Consider the following 15,444-nt stretch of genomic DNA (forward strand, 5'->3'; position numbering starts at 1 on the left):
GATTTTCAGGCGGCACAGTCGGCTGGATCAGCCGAAACGGCCCATGATGTAATCCTGGGTGCGCTGGTCGTCGGGATTGGTGAACATCTTGTCGGTGTCGTTCTCCTCGACGAGCTGGCCGAGATGGAACATGGCGGTGCGCTGCGAGACGCGGGCAGCCTGCTGCATCGAGTGCGTCACGATGACGATCGTGTAGTTGGCACGCAGTTCATGGATGAGTTCTTCGACCTTGGCGGTCGCGATCGGATCGAGAGCCGAGCAGGGTTCGTCCATGAGGATGACTTCCGGCGACACGGCGATCGCGCGGGCGATGCACAGACGCTGCTGCTGACCGCCGGAGAGGCCGGTGCCGGATTCATGCAGACGATCCTTGACTTCAGTCCAGAGACCGGCGCGCTGCAGGCTCGCCTCGACGATCTGATCCATGTCGGCCTTATTCTTGGAAAGGCCGTGGATGCGCGGACCGTAGGAAATGTTCTCGTAGATGGTCTTCGGGAACGGGTTCGGCTTCTGGAAAACCATGCCGACGCGGGCGCGAAGTTCCACGACGTCGATGTTATTGTCGTAGATATCGTCCGTGTCGAGGGTGATCTTGCCGGTGACGCGGCAATTCTCGATCGTGTCGTTCATGCGGTTGAGGCAGCGCAGGAAGGTGGACTTGCCGCAACCGGAAGGACCGATGAGAGCCGTCACAGTGTTTTCGCGGACGTTGAGGTTCACGTCGAAGAGCGCACGCTTCTCGCCGTAATACACCGAAACGTCCTTGCCGATCATCTTGTGGGAAGCATCGCTCATCTTTTGGTCCAGCGCCTTTTCAACTGCCGATTCTGACATCATATTCATTGTCATACTCCTTCTACCAGCGCCGCTCGAAGCGACGCCTCAAGAGAATTGCGCCAACATTCATTAGGATGAGAAACAGGAGCAGGATGATGATTGCTCCCGAGGTACGCTCGACGAACGCGCGCTCCGCTTCGTTCGCCCACATGTAGATCTGGACCGGCAGCGCCGTCGACGGGTCGAGCGGCGTGGTCGGATAGTTGGCAACGAAAGCCACCATGCCGATCAGGAGCAGCGGTGCGGTTTCGCCGAGTGCGTGGGCCAGGCCGATGATGGTGCCGGTCAGGATGCCCGGCATGGCAAGCGGCAGGACATGGTGGAAGATCGTCTGCATCTTCGAGGCGCCGAGCCCGAGGGCGGCGGCGCGGATCGATGGCGGCACGGCCTTCAAGGCGGCGCGGGTCGCGATGATGATCGTCGGCAGCGTCATGAGGGTGAGCACCAGACCACCGACGAAGGAGGCGGAACGCGGCAGGCCCATGAAGTTGACGAACACCGCCAGACCGAGCAGACCGTAGACGATCGAGGGAACGGCCGCGAGATTGTTGATGTTCACCTCGATCAGATCGGTGAACTTGTTCTTCGGGGCAAATTCCTCGAGATAGATCGAAGCGGCGACGCCGATCGGCAGCGCCAGGACAAGCACGATCAGCATCATGTAGAACGAGCCGATGAGTGCGACGCCGACACCGGCTGCTTCCGGACGGCTCGATGCACCGTTGACGAAAATGCCACCGTTGAAGTGCTTGGCAAGCGCTCCGCTGTCGGAGAGCTGCTTCATCCAGCCGAGCTGCTGGTCGTTGATCTTGCGGTTCTCCTGACTGACATCGAGGTCGATCTGGCCCTTGTAGGCCGAGTCGATATCGCCGGAAGCAAGCAGTCTTACCGTCTGCGTCGTGCCGATGATCGCCGGATTGGCGATGACCAGGTCACGCAGCTGAACGCGGACACCATCCGACAGCATCTGACCGACCGCGCGGGCGGCGACACGGTCGTCGACGCTGACGTTGAGCAGCTTGGCGAGAGCGTTGCGGGCGACGACCGGATAGTTGGCCGTCATCAGCTTCTGCGGATTGGTGGCACGTTCGTTCTGCGGGTCGATGATCTGCTGCGAGAACTCGACCGGCATGGTGATCATGGTCTGCTGGAAGGCGGTGTAACCCTTGGAGACCACCGACCACAGGAGAAGCATCAGGAAGATGATGCCGAAGGAAAGCGCGGCGATGCCATAGGCACGGAAGCGACGCTCGGCGGCGTAACGGCGCTTGATGCCGATATCGCGACGGACGGACTTGGCCTTGGGGATGCCGGCGGCGGGAGAAACCACATCGGTCATTCGTACTGCTCCCGGTATTTGCGCACGATATAAAGCGCGTAGATGTTGAGGCAAAGCGTGATGGCGAAAAGCGTGATGCCAAGCGCGAAGGCAACCAGGGTCTGCGGCGAGGTGAATTCAAGGTCACCCGTCAGCTGGTTGACGATCTTGACGGTCACGGTCGTCATCGGCTCGAAAGGGTTGATCTGCAGGCGGGCGGCAACACCGGCCGCAAGCACGACGATCATGGTCTCGCCGACGGCGCGCGATGCGGTCATCAGGAGTGCACCGACGATGCCCGGCAGAGCGGCCGGCAGGACGACCTTCTTGATGGTTTCCGAACGGGTGGCGCCGAGGCCGAGCGAGCCGTCACGCAGGGCACGCGGCACCGCCGTGATGATATCGTCGGACAGCGAGGAGACGTAGGGGATCAGCATGATGCCCATGACGAAGCCGGCGGTCAGAACGCTCTGTGCCTGAATGAAGTTAGCATAGTCGCCGGTGACGAGGCCGTTCAGCTGCGAGGAGATATCGCGCAGGAACGGGCCGACGGTTGTCAAGGCGAAGAAGCCGTAGACGATGGTCGGAATGCCGGCGAGCACTTCGAGCAAAGGCTTCGCAACCGAGCGGACCTTCGGCGAGGCGTATTCCGACATATAGATTGCCGAAAAGAGGCCGATCGGAACCGCAAAGAGCATCGCGACGAAACCGATATAGAGCGTACCGAGCAGCAGCGGAATAAGGCCGAACTGACCTTCGGAGCCGCCAGAACCGGCAGCAGCAAAACGCGGATCCCATACCGTGCCGAAGAAGAATTCCCAGGCGGGAATAGCGGTGAAGAAGTGGGCCGCTTCGGTCAGCATCGAGGCGACGATGCCGATCGTGGTCAGAATGGCGATCGAGGAGGCGACGACGAGGCTGCCGAGAACCACCTTTTCCACTCGGTTGCGGGCGCGGAAGCGCGGCGCAATCTGACGATAGGCGAAGAACGCCCCGCCGATGGAAACCGCCAGCACGACGATCGTCATGAGGATGCGGCTGACGAAGGTCATCCTGTTCAGGACAGCGGCGGCCTTGACCATGAAGGGCTGGGGATCGCCCGCAAGCGGAACGCCCTTGGCCCCAAGCGCAGCACGCAGCTCGACTGGATTATTCTCGACGCGGGCAATCTCGTCGCCGGTCAGCGCATTCATGCCTCGGGCGATCGAAGTGATCATGCCGTAGCTCAGGCCCTGCTCGGCCTGCGATTGGGTTTTCACCTCCTCAGGAAACGCACCGCGGACCGAGGAGCTGATATAGATCGGGCTGGCGACCAGCCAGACAAAGAGAATGACGACGGCCGGCAGGATCGCCCAGACAGCGACAAAAGAACCGTAATATCCGGGCCGTGAATGAAGTTTGGAGGAAATCCCTCCGACCAGTGCCATTGAATACCGGGCACCAGTGACGTAACCGGCTATGCCGATTATTGCCAAAATCAATAATATTAGTGATGTGTTCATCATAATCCCCCGGCGTACCGCTTTCGGCGGCAACCCATCACCGCCCAGCTCCGTTCATCGGAACCGATCGCATTCGCCATCGCGCACTGCGCAACACCATCGCCACAAAACCGACGATTCCGCCGATGCAAAGGCCATCGATCGGAAGAGAAAACGGCGCCGCCAAAAGCGGCGCCGGTCTTTGGATTACATGGTCTTGCCAGCGGCAAAGTCCTTGCGGCCCTGTTCGCGCTGTGCGTCAGGAGCTGCAACCAGGCCGTACTCGATGAGCGGCGAGTCAGGGCCGATCATGTCGTCGGAAAGGAAGAACTCCACGTATTCCTTGAGGCCCGGAACGACGCCCAGGTGAGCCTTCTTCACGTAGAAGAACAGCGGACGGGAAACCGGGTAGGTGCCGTCGGCGATGGTGGCCGAGGTCGGCTTGATGCCGCGCATGGTGGCGACCTTCAGCTTGTCGGCATTGTTTTCGTAGAAGGCGAGGCCGAACACACCGACGCCGGTCTTGTTGGCAGCGATACGAGCGAGGGTCTCGGTGTAGTCGCCGTCGATGTCCACGGCAACGCCGTCCTTGCGAACAGCAACGCAGGCTTTGGCCTGGGCAGCCTTGTCAGCGATTTCCTTGGCGATGACGTCGGTTGCACCGGCATCCTTGCAGCCTGCGGCCAAAACGTTCAGTTCGAAAACTTCGCGGGTGCCGTGCTTTTCGCCCGGGATGTAGGCAGCGATCGGTCCCTTCGGAAGCGTCGGGTTGATGTCCGACCAGTTCTTGTAGGGGTTGGCGACCAGCTTGCCGTCAACAACGACCTGAGCGGCGAGAGCCTTGTAGAGGTCCTTCGGCTCAAGTTTCATGTCGCCGTTGCTGCTGGCGGTCGCGAAAACGATACCGTCGTAACCGATGCGGATTTCCTGAATGTCGGTGACGCCGGCTGCCTTGCAGGCTTCGGCTTCAGACTTGTTGATCGGGCGAGAAGCGTTTGCAACGTCGATCGTGGCTTCGCCAACGCCCTTGCAGAATTCCTTGAGGCCGGCGCCGGTGCCGCCCGACTCGACGATCGGGGTCTTGAACTTCGGGAAGGCTTCACCGAAGGATTCGGCGACGATCTTCGCATAGGGAAGAACGGTGGAGGACCCGGCAACCTGGACCTGGTCGCGTGCAGCGGCGGCGCCGGCAAACGCAACGGAGGCCACCAAGGCAGCTGCAGAGAGTTTAAGGATGTTCATGAGGAATCTCCCGTCATGGGCTTGTGTGAATGCGGACGGCGCTGGCTCTCGCTCTCGCCAACGCTCGGCCCGCTTGTCTTAGCCGCTGTAGCACCTCTCTTTTATGTCAGTTTGGTGAAACATTTGTGACATATCAAGTATTTGATATTTAGACGGAAATGCAATGCACAGCTTTGCAGAGAGAGCCCTTTATGTCAGAATCTGACGGTGAACTCGCTTCCCTTGCCGACTTCCGACTTCACGATCAGACGTGCTCTGTGGCGGGTCAGGATGTGCTTGACGATTGCAAGACCTAGGCCCGTGCCTTTCTTGGAACGGCTGTCGGCCACGCTGACCCGGTAGAAGCGCTCGGTAAGCCGCGGAACGTGCTCGGCCGGAATGCCCGGCCCCCGGTCGACAACGCTCACTTCCACCGGATCGGAGGCGCCGTTGCGCAGATAGACGTCCACGAACTTGCCTTCCTGGCCGTATTTGCAGGCGTTCTCGATCAGGTTTTCGAAAACCTGGACCAGTTCGTCGCGATCACCCAGAACCTCCACCTTGCCTTCCGGCAGGTGCGTGCGGATCTCTACCCCGAGATCGTCGGCGAGTGGTACGAGCGCATCCCGCACATGACCGATCAGCGGCTTCAGGTCGATCGTCTGGTCCGGAGCGATATGGGATTTGAGCTCCAGGCGAGACAGCGACATGAGATCGTCGACAAGGCGGCTCATGCGCGTCGCCTGGTCGAACATGATGGCGAGGAACCGCTCGTGCGCGGCCGGATCGGAGCGCGCCGGCCCCTGCAGGGTCTCGATGAACCCTCGCAGCGAGGCAAGCGGAGTGCGCAGTTCATGGCTGGCATTGGCCACGAAATCGGAGCGCATCCGGTCGATGCGGCGCAACTCCGAAATGTCCCTGAAAGAGAGGAGATAGAGCTTCTGCACCACGACTTCCGAGCTTTGCTGTATCGGCTGACCAAGATCGATGGGTGCGATGCGCAGGGTATAGACACGCTCGGAGGGCAGGCGCTCGGAATGCTCGATCTGGTTCGGCTCGTCGGTGGCAATGGTTTCGCGCACCATGTCGAGAATGCCGGGCGACCGCAGCCGGGCCGAAAGATGCGATCCGGGAGAAAGGGTACCAAAGGCCTTCTCAGCCGCCTTGTTCTGGTAGAGGACGGTTATATCCTCGCCCAGCACGAAAGCCGGAATATCGAGCGCACTGAGCGTTGCGGCCACCTGAGGCAGCGGCTGGAAATCCGGCTGCTCTTCCTCGACGATCTCCGGGACCGGCGGCGGAAGGACGACGGGCTTGCGCCCGACAACGACCAGCACCAGCAGCAGCCAGCCGACGAGCACGCCCACCCAATCCATTCCGACCAGGAACGCGATCGTTGCCAGAAGGGTCAGAAGCAGCAACAGCGGTCGCTCCTGCCGAGCCCTCGCAGCAAGCGTGCCCAGACCCCGACGCCATTTCTCCAGTACCGACCCCACAGACAGACTCGCAGCTTTCACAGGTTGAACACGCGCTCATATATCCCCTGCATGACAGATATACATCGCTTCCGAGTGGGCATCGCAAAAATGACGCTATCCGGACTGTAGCGGAATTTCCAACTTGCGTTACATATCGGCTACCGCCCCCATGCGGCGGATCGATCGGAGGGAGCATTATCATGGCGGATGAGACCGAAAGCCGGGCAGTCGATATCGACATCAACGGCAAGCTCAAGCGGTTCGATATCGATGACCCGGTGTTACCGGCCTGGATCGAGGAACGTGCTCTTGGCTCCGGCGGATATCCCCATGACGATAAGCTGGACAAGGACAAATACGCAAAGCAGCTTGAAAAGCTGCAGGTCGAGCTCGTCAAGGTACAGTTCTGGCTGAAGGCGACCGGCAAGCGGATGATGGCGCTGTTCGAGGGCCGCGATGCGGCCGGCAAGGGCGGCACGATCTTTTCGATCAATGCCTATCTCAATCCGCGTTCGGCCCGCGTGGTGGCGCTCAACAAACCGACGGAGACCGAGGCCGGCCAGTGGTATTTCCAGCGCTACATCTCGCATTTCCCGACCTCAGGGGAGATCGTGCTCTTCGACCGCTCCTGGTATAACCGGGCCGGCGTCGAGCCGGTGATGGGCTTCTGCGCGCCGGAGCAGTACAAGGATTTCATGAAGGCGGTGCCGCGCTTCGAAGACACGATTTCCGACGAAGGCATCATCTTCTTCAAATTCTGGCTGGATATCGGCCGCGAGATGCAGCTCAAGCGTTTTCATGACCGGCGCCACGATCCGCTCAAGATCTGGAAACTGTCGCCGATGGATATCGCCGCATTCAACAAGTGGGACGCCTATACCGAGAAGCGCGACGCGATGCTCGAAAAAACCCACAACAAGGAGACGCCGTGGGCCGTCGTGCGGGCCAACGACAAGCGCCGCGCCCGCCTCAACGTCATCCGCCACATCCTGCTGTCGCTCGACTATGAGGGCAAGGACAAGGACGCTGTCGGCGAGATCGACGACAAGATCTTCGGTTTCGGCCCGAAATTCCTGAAATAGACCTCATTGACCGGGCAGGATGCGCACCGAATAGAGCAGCACCGCCCGGTCCGCGCCGTCGATGCCGCTGTTGAAGATCAGGCGACCGGGCCGGTTGGGCGCGAGCGACCGCTCGAAGGTTACCCGGAAGAGGGCCTCCAGCTTCTCCTGCGTTGCCGTAAAGCGATGGCGACTGCAGCTGCCGAGGCTTCCGAAATCGCAGCGGACCGACAGCTGCGCGGAACTGTTCTGTCCCGACTGCAGGGTCAGCGCCACCGTCGAGCTCTTCCCGGCCATTTCGCGCAGCACTTCCGGTGGTACTTCGACAGAGACATCGCCGCCCTCGCCTGACGTTGCCGATGCGATGCGGACGGCCTGCCCTTCCGAGGCGGCGACCGTCTCGATTTTCGCCTGGCCGCCGGCTTTCATTTCCGCCGCCTTGGAGGGCACGAAGATTTCCACCCATTCATCCGAGAAGCCGCGACGCGGATCGAAGGCGACCGGGCCTCCCGATCCCTGGCCGGCGACCGAGCGGTCCGCCGACTTCGTGGCTTCCTCGATGATCGATTGCACAAGGCCGGATTGATAGAACCACCAGCAGGCGCCGCCAACCACGCCGAGGGTGATGACCCAGGTCAGGAGATGCGACAGGAAACCGCGACGCTTTCGCGGTTTGGCGGCCCGCTCCGGGGGGACGTCCAGTCCGCTATCGGATGGCGGGCGGGCGTTCCTGTTCGTCCTGCCCGGTTTTGCCGCTTTCGCCTGAGGTGCCGGTTCGAATGGCTCGGCTTCGATCCGCTCGCCGCGCGCGGGGCTGACGCCGCCGAGATCGCCGGGAGACATGGCCGCGGCAGCTGGCGCGCGCGTCTCACCAGAAACGGTATCGAAAGGCGGCGCCGACCGTTGCTGTGCTTCGGGCCGCGGCCGAACCTCCATGACGGGAGACTCCACTGCCATCGGTTCTGCGGCATATGGCAGTTCCGGTTCGAGCTCGACGGCGGGGCCCGGCACCGGTTCGGCCAGGCGCTCGACTTCGCCCATTTCGATCTCGTGGATCTTCCGCTCCAGAAGTTCATGCTGCTGCATGATGATCAGCCGGTCGGTAACGCCCTGCTTGCGAAGGCCGGCGTCCAGCGCCTGACGCGCCGACTGATAAATACGCGCCCTGATCTCCCGGTCCGCCCGGTTCGAGCGATCCAGTGCGTTCCTGATGGCCGTTTCCAAACCGCTCACTGCCGGTCCTTCTTCATACTCTTACCCACTGCGCGGGAGTTTACGTTTCGGTAACCTCTCCGCCGCCGAACTGCAAGCACCGCATTCGACTGCACCATGGCCAAAAATAAGGACAGGATATGTCGGGTGCCTTTGCCGGGCCTCCCGGCGATCTGCTTCGAAAATCTTTCCACCGGCTTTTCGGGGCCTCCGCGATCTGGTAGACGGATTTACGTTTGCGTAAAGGTCAATCGGGAGGTTTTTGATCCATGCTTCCAGCAGTCCTCAAGGACAGGCTTCGCCTGCCCGTGATCGCGTCGCCGCTGTTCATCATTTCCCACCCGGAACTGACGCTGGCGCAATGCAAGGCCGGCGTCGTCGGCGCCTTCCCGGCACTCAATGCCCGGCCGGAAAGCCAGCTCGACGAGTGGCTGGCCATGATCACCGAGGATCTCGCCACCCATAACGCCGCCAATCCCGACAGGCCTGCCGCTCCCTTTGCCGTCAACCAGATCGTTCATACATCCAACAAGCGCCTGGAGCACGACCTGATGATGTGCGTGAAATACAAGGTGCCGATCGTGATCTCGTCGCTAGGCGCCGTGCCGGAGGTCAATGCCGCCGTGCATTCCTACGGCGGCATCGTGCTGCACGACATCATCAACAACCGCCACGCCAATTCGGCGATCCGCAAGGGCGCCGACGGGCTGATTGCCGTTGCTGCTGGCGCCGGCGGGCATGCCGGCACGCTGTCGCCTTTCGCACTGGTGCAGGAAATCCGGGAATGGTTCAACGGAACGTTGCTGCTCGCCGGCGCGATCGCTACCGGCGGCGGCATCCTTGCCGCCCAGGCCATGGGCGCCGACATGGCCTATATCGGCTCGCCCTTCATCGCCACCAAGGAGGCGCGCGCCGTCGAGGGCTACAAGCGGATGATCGTCGACTCGAATGCCGCCGACGTCGTCTATTCCAACTATTTCACCGGCATCCACGGCAACTACCTCAAGGGTTCGATCACCGCCACCGGCATGGACCCGGATGCCCTTCCGGTCGCCGATCCGTCCAAGATGGATTTCGACCAGGCGGTCAGCGGACCGAAGGCCTGGAAGGAGATTTGGGGGGCAGGCCAGGGTGTCGGCGCGGTCAAGGCGGTGGTTCCGGTCGCGGAACTCGTCGATCGGCTGGAAAACGAATACCGGGCGGCGCGCGAGCGCCTCGCAGTTTAAACTAAGGGCTGGATAATAACCGTCTTTCCAGGAAAATCGTCGCGAAGCCAAAAAGCCCGCTTGAAATCGCAGGTCATTGCCTGTATCAGCCGCATCACTCGCAGCCCCGGCAAAACCGGTCGCTGCCCGTGCCGCTTTAGCTCAGGTGGTAGAGCACATCATTCGTAATGATGGGGTCGCAGGTTCGAGTCCTGCAAGCGGCACCACTTATCTCCAATTGTTCCATAGCGCCTGCGTCGCCGACATCTCCGCGCAAAGGCCGGCGCGGGTTTAACCTGCCACAAGGCTGGTTTCGTCGCCGAGGCAATCGCTCTGGAGCTGGATCTGGACGGCGTGCATAAAGAGACCGGCCTGGCGGGAGATTTCCTCGTCTGCCGCGCCCTGGGCTTTGAGAGCTGCCGCAAAACCGGCCATTTCCGATCGCCAGAAACGGTTCGCTTGTTCGCCGTGAAGCCGCAGAAGCGCCTCAGCGCAGCGTTTTACGTCAGCGGTGCGCCGATCGGCGGGGAATTGCAGCAGCGTCATGCCATCTCCATATTGTCGGGCGAATCGCCCAGGGATCGCAGCACATTGGCCGCCAGTCCTTCACAAAGGCTGAACGACGGGAGGTATCTGGTGCAGGGAAGGTGGATGTCGAGGCCATCGCTGCGAAGACGATGACCTTGACGACAGCTGTTTGCAGTTTCCCAACTGGCAAAATTGCCGGAATTGACGCTCGCCAACCCTTGCCGTCGGGGCTTTGCCCGCCTACCTAAAGCTCACACTGCGATTGCCGCAAGGCTTCGCACGTAAGCGTTAACGTCACTCAACGCGCTGATCGACCGGGCATTGCCGGTTTCGGTCTGCGCGGCGGTGTCCGGCAGGTCGATATCGACATCCCGTGAAAGGATTTAGATGAACGACCTTACGACCCAGGACCAGACCTCCTCCGCCCCCAAGATCGAGCGCATTCGTCACGAACTCAAGCGTCGCGTGCTGACGGTCGAAACCGTCGAACGTATCACACCGCAGATGCTGCGCGTCACGCTCAGCGGCGAGGATCTTTCGGATTTCGTCAGCGCTGCGCCGGACGACCACGTCAAGATTTTCCTGCCGACCGAAACCGGCGAACCGGAGCGCCGTGACTATACGCCCCGGCGGTATGATCAGAACGCCAGGTCGCTGGTGCTCGATTTCGCCGTCCATGATGCCGGTCCCGCCACGCGATGGGCGCTGGATGCCGAGCCGGGCAGCACGTTGTCGATCGGCGGCCCGCGAGGTTCAGCCGTCATCTCGGGCGTGAACCGCTGGCTGCTTATCGGTGACGAGACCGGGCTTCCGGCGATGGGCCGCCGCATCGAAGAGGCAGGCGAAGACGCCGTGATCACCAGTATCGGGCTGGTCGTTGGGCCTGAAGAGGAACAGGTCTTCGAGACGAAGGCGTCGCTGGAGACCCTTTGGGTCCACCGCCCTCTTTCCCGCGCCACGGATGCCTCCGGGCTGATCTCCGTACTCGATACGATCGCGCTTCAGCCCGAGACCTTCGTCTGGGTCGCCGCCGAGGCCTCGGTTGCCCGTGCGGTTCGAGCCTATCTGGTCGAAAAGCGCGGCTATCCGCTCGCCTGGATCAAGGCCGCCGGATATTGGGCCGAGGGCAAGGCGGATGCCCACGAGACGATCGGGGACTGAACCAAATGATAAAGGCCGCGCCATCCTGGCCGGATGGCGGGCTTTTTTATTGGCCTAAATGCGATCAGCCGTGCTTTCGCGGAGTCATCGGGTCGCTGATCCGGGCCGCCTGGAACGTGTCCGGCAGCTGCGTCAGCTCGATCGCCGAAACGATCCCGGCACGATTGAAGGGATCGCCTTGCGCAAAAGCCTGCGCGTCTTCGAGGCTCGCGGCCTCCAGGACGCCGAAATTGCCGAGCGACGAACCGCTCTCGTCGACAAGCGCCGAACCGATCAGGACCGCAGCAAGGCCCTCTCCGCCCGACTGGACCCAGGCCCGGTGTGACGGGCGGTGGGTATCGCGGGCGGCATCCTGGCCTTCATGGTGCAGGCAGCGCATCAGGAAAAACATCGATCAGGCCGCATTTTCCAGCACGACCATGCCGGCGCCGGTCATCGACGCCGGGGCGTGGTAGTGCTTGTGGATGAGATTGACGTCGCTGTTCATCGCGGCACGCATGACGAGCCACATGATCAGCTCGGCGCCTTCGGAACCGAATTGTTCCACATAGTCTTCGCGGCTCATGGCGCGATAGGGTTCCGGATTGCTGGCGATACCGTCCAGCCAGGCGCGGTCGGCCGCCTGGTTGATGAAGCCGGCGCGAGCGCCCTGCAACTGATGCGACAGGCCACCGGTGCCGAGAATGACGACGCGTTCGTCGCCCGGCCAGCTCTCGATCGCTTCACGCAGGACCTTGCCCATTTCCCAGCAGCGCTGCGGGGTCGGGATCGGATACTGGATGGTGTTGACCCAGATCGGCAGGACCTTCACCGGCCAGGCTTCCGGCCGGCCGAAAAACAGCTCCATCGGCACCTGCAGGCCGTGATCCACCTCGATCTCGCGGCAGACCATCGGGTCGAAATGGCGCTCGACCAGCTTGTCGACGAAATGCCAGGAGAAATCGACCGCTCCTTCGAATGGCGGAATGGCGCGCGGACCCCAGCCTTCGTCGACCGGATTGTAGGTTTCGGCGACGCCGACAGCGAAGGTCGGCACGCGGTCGAGGAAGAAGGTATTGCCGTGATCGTTGAAGACGACGACGGCGATATCCGGCTTGGCGTCCCGCATCCACTGCTTGCCGACTTCGTAACCGTCGAAGAACGGCTTCCAGTCCGGCGTGTCGCGCAGTCCCTTGTCGAGTGCCGCACCAATCGAGGGAACGTGGCTTGTCCCGAGCCCACCGATGATCTTAGCCATTGCGCTTTTTTCCCAGTCTCAGATGCAGGAAGTCTTCGTGTTCCATGCTGGCCTGCGCCGCACCGATCCTGGTGATCGGGGTCGGATCGACCGCGGAAATCTTCAGGATGAAGAAGAGATTGCCGCCGAGGCGCACCATCTCGTGCCAGTCGCGGGCCATGACCGCCGACTTTTCGTGGGGGCTCAGGCCGAAACTGTCGAGATAGGCCTCTTCGTCAGCCTTGAAGGCTGCGCGGTTAGCGGGCTGGCCAAGCGCCATCGCCATCTTGTTGATCCGGTAGCCGCGGATCGAGCCTGCCCGGTCGAAGAGCGGGGTATCCGGTATCGTAGCTGCTGCTTCACTCATTGAGATTCTCCAAATCTGCGCGCCAGCCATTCGATGATGGCGGCGGTCGTTTCCACGGACCGTTCGACAGGAGCGAAATGCCCGGCATTTTCGATGATGACGAGCTCGGCATCCGGCGCTGCGTCGGCGATTTCCTGGTGCTGGGCGATCGGGCTCCAGCCATCCTGGCGAGCGGCGACAAGCAGAATGGGACAACGAAGATCGGCGATATAGGCGCTGGCGCCCGGACGACCGATAAGGGCGCGGATTTGGCGCTCATGAACCTGCGGGCCTGCCCTGAGGACCATGGCGTTGAGGCGTACGATCAGGTCCTTGTCACCCACGCGGGCCGGATCGAGCATCGGCGGCAGCCATTGCTGCGCCAGTTCCTCGATACTGCGGTTGCCGAGATCGATCATCTGCTGACGCTTGATTTCCTCGCCTTCGCGCTTTGGATGATGCCCCGTATTGGCCAGCACGAGGCCGCGAACCCGATCCGGCGCCATGCGAGCCATTTCCAGGGCGACACGTCCGCCCATCGAGTGGCCGACGGCAACGATATCGCCATCCGTCTCCTCGAGAAGCGTTCGAGCCATACCGGTGATCGACGTGCCGTTGGAGAGATCGGCGTGATGAACCGGCATGACGCCAGACGCCGCTTCGGCCAAGGGCGCCCAGACGATGGCGTCCGATACAAGCCCGGGTATGAGAACAAGGGTCGTCATGATCTTCCTATCGGACCAGCGTGTGTGGGGCAGATCGCCCAACCGCAAGCCGAATCTTCTGGTGCCATGTATACATCGATTTTATTTGGGATACAATAGACTGGATTATGAGCCAAATATGGTCGCAAACTTATACATTTGGGATACATATTCCCGAATCCCGCGCATTCAGGCACCGAGTATCGCAAAACAAAAGGGCGATTGCCGCGGCAATCGCCCTTGCCATCCAGGCACCCCGATCGAAATCAGGCGGACTCGCCGAGTTCCCGACGCATGATCTTGGCGCCCTCGACCATCGCCTTCATCTTGCCGGACGCGACCTCGCGGGGCAGGTATTTCATGCCGCAATCGGGCGCGACGATGATGTTCTTCGCCTCGACGCAAGGCAACGCCCGGCGGATGCGGCCGGCGACCGTTTCCGGAGTCTCGACATTCATGTCCGACAGGTCGATGACGCCGAGCATCAGCGTCTTGCCGGAAAGGCCGGTCAGCGTCGAGCAATCGAGGTTCGACTGCGCGGTTTCGAGCGACACCTGATGGCAGGAGCAGCCGGAAAGCTGGTTGAGGAACGAATAGCCGGTCGGCCGTTCGTGGATGATCGCGGCATAACCGAAGCAGATATGCACGGCGGTCGTGCCCTGGACGCCGTCGAGCGCCCGGTTGAGCGCCGCGAGACCATACTGTTCCGCCTTCTGTGGCCGGGCCTGCATGTAGGGTTCATCGATCTGCACCACATCCGCGCCGGCGGCGAAGAGATCGCGGATCTCGGCGTTTACCGCGTCGGCATAGTCGTAGGCGGCTTCTTCTTCCGACGTGTAGAAATCGTTCTGGGCCTGCTGCGACATGGTGAAGGGGCCGGGAACGGTGATCTTGATCTTGCGGTCCGTGTGGCTGCGCAGGAATTTCACGTCCTCGGCCTCGACCGCATGTTTGCGGCGGATCTTGCCGGTAATGCGCGGAACGGGGTTCGGATGGCCGGAACGATCGAGCGCCGAGCCCGGATTATCGAGATCGACGCCTTCGAGCGCGGTCGCGAAGCGGTTCGAATAGCTCTCGCGGCGGATTTCACCATCGGTGATGATGTCGAGACCGGCTTCCTCCTGCGCCTTGATCGCCATGATCGTCGCGTCGTTCTGTGCTTCGGCGAGGTATTCCTGGGGGATGCGCCAGAGTTCCCTGGCGCGGACGCGGGGCGGGAAACGGCCCGCGAGCTTGGCGCGGTCGATCAGCCATTCCGGCTGCGGATAACTGCCGACGAGTGTCGTTGGAAAAAGCACTGTCTCATCCTCCCATGTGTCAGTGTTGAAAGACGTTATACCTCGACAGACGGCCATCGTGTCAATAACGACAGAGGCGTTAGTTCCTTGACGAACGAGAAGTCGCGACCGAATATCGCCCGCCGCCTGCGAAGGCGGCATTCAAGATTCCCAAGGAGAATTCATGCCGCTGGACCCCAAGATCATCGAGACGCTAAAGGGCGTCTCCACCGCCACGCTGACCACGGTGCTTTTGAAAAAGGGCCTGCGCAATGTCTGGATGCGCGGCACCAAGCCGCTGAAGCCGGGCCAGGGCCGCGTCGTCGGGCCTGCCTTCACGCTGCGTTTCGTGCCTGCCCGCGAGGACCTGGCGACGCCGGAAAGCTGGGCTTCGCCGAT

15 protein-coding genes, 1 tRNA gene and 1 pseudogene are annotated in these 15,444 nt (G+C 61.6%); 5 read left to right on the forward strand and 12 right to left on the reverse strand.

Annotation, left to right across the window (positions count from 1 at the left end):
• Nucleotides 1-27: 27 nt before the first annotated feature.
• The 5 genes from pstB to phoR form a co-directional block, all read right to left on the reverse strand.
• Nucleotides 28-843 carry a phosphate ABC transporter ATP-binding protein PstB gene (pstB, locus tag MOV61_RS03010; RefSeq protein ID WP_038539427.1) on the reverse strand — a complete coding sequence of 272 codons (816 nt, stop codon included), beginning with the start codon at nucleotides 841-843 and terminating at the stop codon, nucleotides 28-30.
• 13 nt (nucleotides 844-856) lie between these two features.
• Nucleotides 857-2,176: a phosphate ABC transporter permease PstA gene (gene pstA / locus MOV61_RS03015; protein WP_247135478.1), complete on the reverse strand. Its 1,320-nt coding sequence runs from the start codon at nucleotides 2,174-2,176 to the stop codon at nucleotides 857-859.
• Nucleotides 2,173-3,657 (reverse strand): phosphate ABC transporter permease subunit PstC, encoded by a 1,485-nt coding sequence (pstC, locus tag MOV61_RS03020; RefSeq protein WP_247034372.1) that lies wholly within the window; start codon nucleotides 3,655-3,657, stop codon nucleotides 2,173-2,175. The genes pstA and pstC overlap by 4 nt, the downstream gene beginning before the upstream one ends.
• Nucleotides 3,658-3,843: 186 nt before the next feature.
• Nucleotides 3,844-4,878, reverse strand: coding sequence for a substrate-binding domain-containing protein (locus MOV61_RS03025; protein WP_038539421.1), 1,035 nt, complete (start codon nucleotides 4,876-4,878; stop codon nucleotides 3,844-3,846).
• A gap of 194 nt (nucleotides 4,879-5,072) precedes the next feature.
• Nucleotides 5,073-6,341 carry a phosphate regulon sensor histidine kinase PhoR gene (gene phoR, locus MOV61_RS03030; RefSeq protein WP_408962343.1) on the reverse strand — a complete coding sequence of 423 codons (1,269 nt, stop codon included), beginning with the start codon at nucleotides 6,339-6,341 and terminating at the stop codon, nucleotides 5,073-5,075.
• A 194-nt stretch (nucleotides 6,342-6,535) separates the two neighbouring features.
• On the opposite strand from phoR, the gene ppk2 reads away from it, so the two are divergent.
• A complete protein-coding gene (ppk2, locus tag MOV61_RS03035; RefSeq protein ID WP_247135479.1) occupies nucleotides 6,536-7,417 on the forward strand; it encodes a polyphosphate kinase 2 in 882 nt (293 codons plus the stop codon).
• Between the two features lie 3 nt (nucleotides 7,418-7,420).
• On the opposite strand, the gene MOV61_RS03040 is transcribed toward ppk2, so the two are convergent.
• On the reverse strand, nucleotides 7,421-8,629 hold the full coding sequence (locus tag MOV61_RS03040; protein ID WP_247135480.1) for a hypothetical protein: 1,209 nt from the start codon (nucleotides 8,627-8,629) through the stop codon (nucleotides 7,421-7,423).
• Nucleotides 8,630-8,877: 248 nt separating this feature from the next.
• Here MOV61_RS03040 and MOV61_RS03045 point away from each other — a divergent pair, with 248 nt between their 5' ends.
• Nucleotides 8,878-9,834: a nitronate monooxygenase family protein gene (locus MOV61_RS03045; RefSeq protein WP_247135481.1), complete on the forward strand. Its 957-nt coding sequence runs from the start codon at nucleotides 8,878-8,880 to the stop codon at nucleotides 9,832-9,834.
• A gap of 130 nt (nucleotides 9,835-9,964) precedes the next feature.
• Nucleotides 9,965-10,040, forward strand: a tRNA-Thr gene (locus MOV61_RS03050).
• Nucleotides 10,041-10,104: 64 nt separating this feature from the next.
• On the opposite strand, the gene MOV61_RS03055 is transcribed toward MOV61_RS03050, so the two are convergent.
• Entirely contained in the window at nucleotides 10,105-10,359 is a 255-nt protein-coding gene (locus MOV61_RS03055; protein ID WP_247135482.1) for a DUF6074 family protein, read from the reverse strand.
• 369 nt (nucleotides 10,360-10,728) lie between these two features.
• On the opposite strand from MOV61_RS03055, the gene MOV61_RS03060 reads away from it, so the two are divergent.
• A complete protein-coding gene (locus MOV61_RS03060; RefSeq protein WP_247135483.1) occupies nucleotides 10,729-11,502 on the forward strand; it encodes a siderophore-interacting protein in 774 nt (257 codons plus the stop codon).
• A 64-nt stretch (nucleotides 11,503-11,566) separates the two neighbouring features.
• Here MOV61_RS03060 and MOV61_RS03065 read toward each other — a convergent pair whose 3' ends face one another.
• The 5 genes from MOV61_RS03065 to MOV61_RS03085 all read right to left on the reverse strand — a co-directional run bounded on the left by MOV61_RS03065 (nucleotide 11,567) and on the right by MOV61_RS03085 (nucleotide 15,066).
• The gene (locus MOV61_RS03065) at nucleotides 11,567-11,893 is read right to left on the reverse strand and encodes a YciI family protein (RefSeq protein WP_247135484.1); all 327 of its coding nucleotides are present in this window, start codon (nucleotides 11,891-11,893) and stop codon (nucleotides 11,567-11,569) included.
• Nucleotides 11,894-11,896: 3 nt separating this feature from the next.
• Nucleotides 11,897-12,739 carry a class III extradiol dioxygenase family protein gene (locus MOV61_RS03070; RefSeq protein WP_247135485.1) on the reverse strand — a complete coding sequence of 281 codons (843 nt, stop codon included), beginning with the start codon at nucleotides 12,737-12,739 and terminating at the stop codon, nucleotides 11,897-11,899.
• Nucleotides 12,732-13,085: an extradiol ring-cleavage dioxygenase gene (locus MOV61_RS03075; RefSeq protein WP_247135487.1), complete on the reverse strand. Its 354-nt coding sequence runs from the start codon at nucleotides 13,083-13,085 to the stop codon at nucleotides 12,732-12,734. The genes MOV61_RS03070 and MOV61_RS03075 overlap by 8 nt, the downstream gene beginning before the upstream one ends.
• Complete coding sequence (locus MOV61_RS03080; RefSeq protein WP_247135488.1) at nucleotides 13,082-13,789, reverse strand: alpha/beta fold hydrolase; 708 nt, start codon at nucleotides 13,787-13,789, stop codon at nucleotides 13,082-13,084. Before MOV61_RS03080 ends, MOV61_RS03075 begins: the two co-directional genes overlap by 4 nt.
• A 245-nt stretch (nucleotides 13,790-14,034) precedes the next feature.
• Nucleotides 14,035-15,066, reverse strand: a complete 1,032-nt coding sequence (locus tag MOV61_RS03085; protein WP_247135491.1) for a uroporphyrinogen decarboxylase family protein — start codon at nucleotides 15,064-15,066, stop codon at nucleotides 14,035-14,037.
• 163 nt (nucleotides 15,067-15,229) lie between these two features.
• Between MOV61_RS03085 and MOV61_RS03090 the strand changes: the two are divergent.
• Nucleotides 15,230-15,444 (forward strand): annotated as a pseudogene (locus MOV61_RS03090) (ribonuclease activity regulator RraA); the annotation flags it as partial.

Source organism: Neorhizobium sp. BETTINA12A, assembly GCF_023006485.1.
Taxonomy (GTDB): Bacteria; Pseudomonadota; Alphaproteobacteria; order Rhizobiales; family Rhizobiaceae; genus Neorhizobium.

Coding starts and splice junctions, on each gene's coding strand:
- pstB (WP_038539427.1), bottom strand. CDS start 843: ATGAATATGATGTCAGAATCGGCAGTTGAAAAGGCGCTGGACCAAAAG.
- pstA (WP_247135478.1), bottom strand. CDS start 2,176: ATGACCGATGTGGTTTCTCCCGCCGCCGGCATCCCCAAGGCCAAGTCC.
- pstC (WP_247034372.1), bottom strand. CDS start 3,657: ATGAACACATCACTAATATTATTGATTTTGGCAATAATCGGCATAGCC.
- MOV61_RS03025 (WP_038539421.1), bottom strand. CDS start 4,878: ATGAACATCCTTAAACTCTCTGCAGCTGCCTTGGTGGCCTCCGTTGCG.
- ppk2 (WP_247135479.1), top strand. CDS start 6,536: ATGGCGGATGAGACCGAAAGCCGGGCAGTCGATATCGACATCAACGGC.
- MOV61_RS03045 (WP_247135481.1), top strand. CDS start 8,878: ATGCTTCCAGCAGTCCTCAAGGACAGGCTTCGCCTGCCCGTGATCGCG.
- MOV61_RS03055 (WP_247135482.1), bottom strand. CDS start 10,359: ATGACGCTGCTGCAATTCCCCGCCGATCGGCGCACCGCTGACGTAAAA.
- MOV61_RS03060 (WP_247135483.1), top strand. CDS start 10,729: ATGAACGACCTTACGACCCAGGACCAGACCTCCTCCGCCCCCAAGATC.
- MOV61_RS03065 (WP_247135484.1), bottom strand. CDS start 11,893: ATGTTTTTCCTGATGCGCTGCCTGCACCATGAAGGCCAGGATGCCGCC.
- MOV61_RS03070 (WP_247135485.1), bottom strand. CDS start 12,739: ATGGCTAAGATCATCGGTGGGCTCGGGACAAGCCACGTTCCCTCGATT.
- MOV61_RS03075 (WP_247135487.1), bottom strand. CDS start 13,085: ATGAGTGAAGCAGCAGCTACGATACCGGATACCCCGCTCTTCGACCGG.
- MOV61_RS03080 (WP_247135488.1), bottom strand. CDS start 13,789: ATGACGACCCTTGTTCTCATACCCGGGCTTGTATCGGACGCCATCGTC.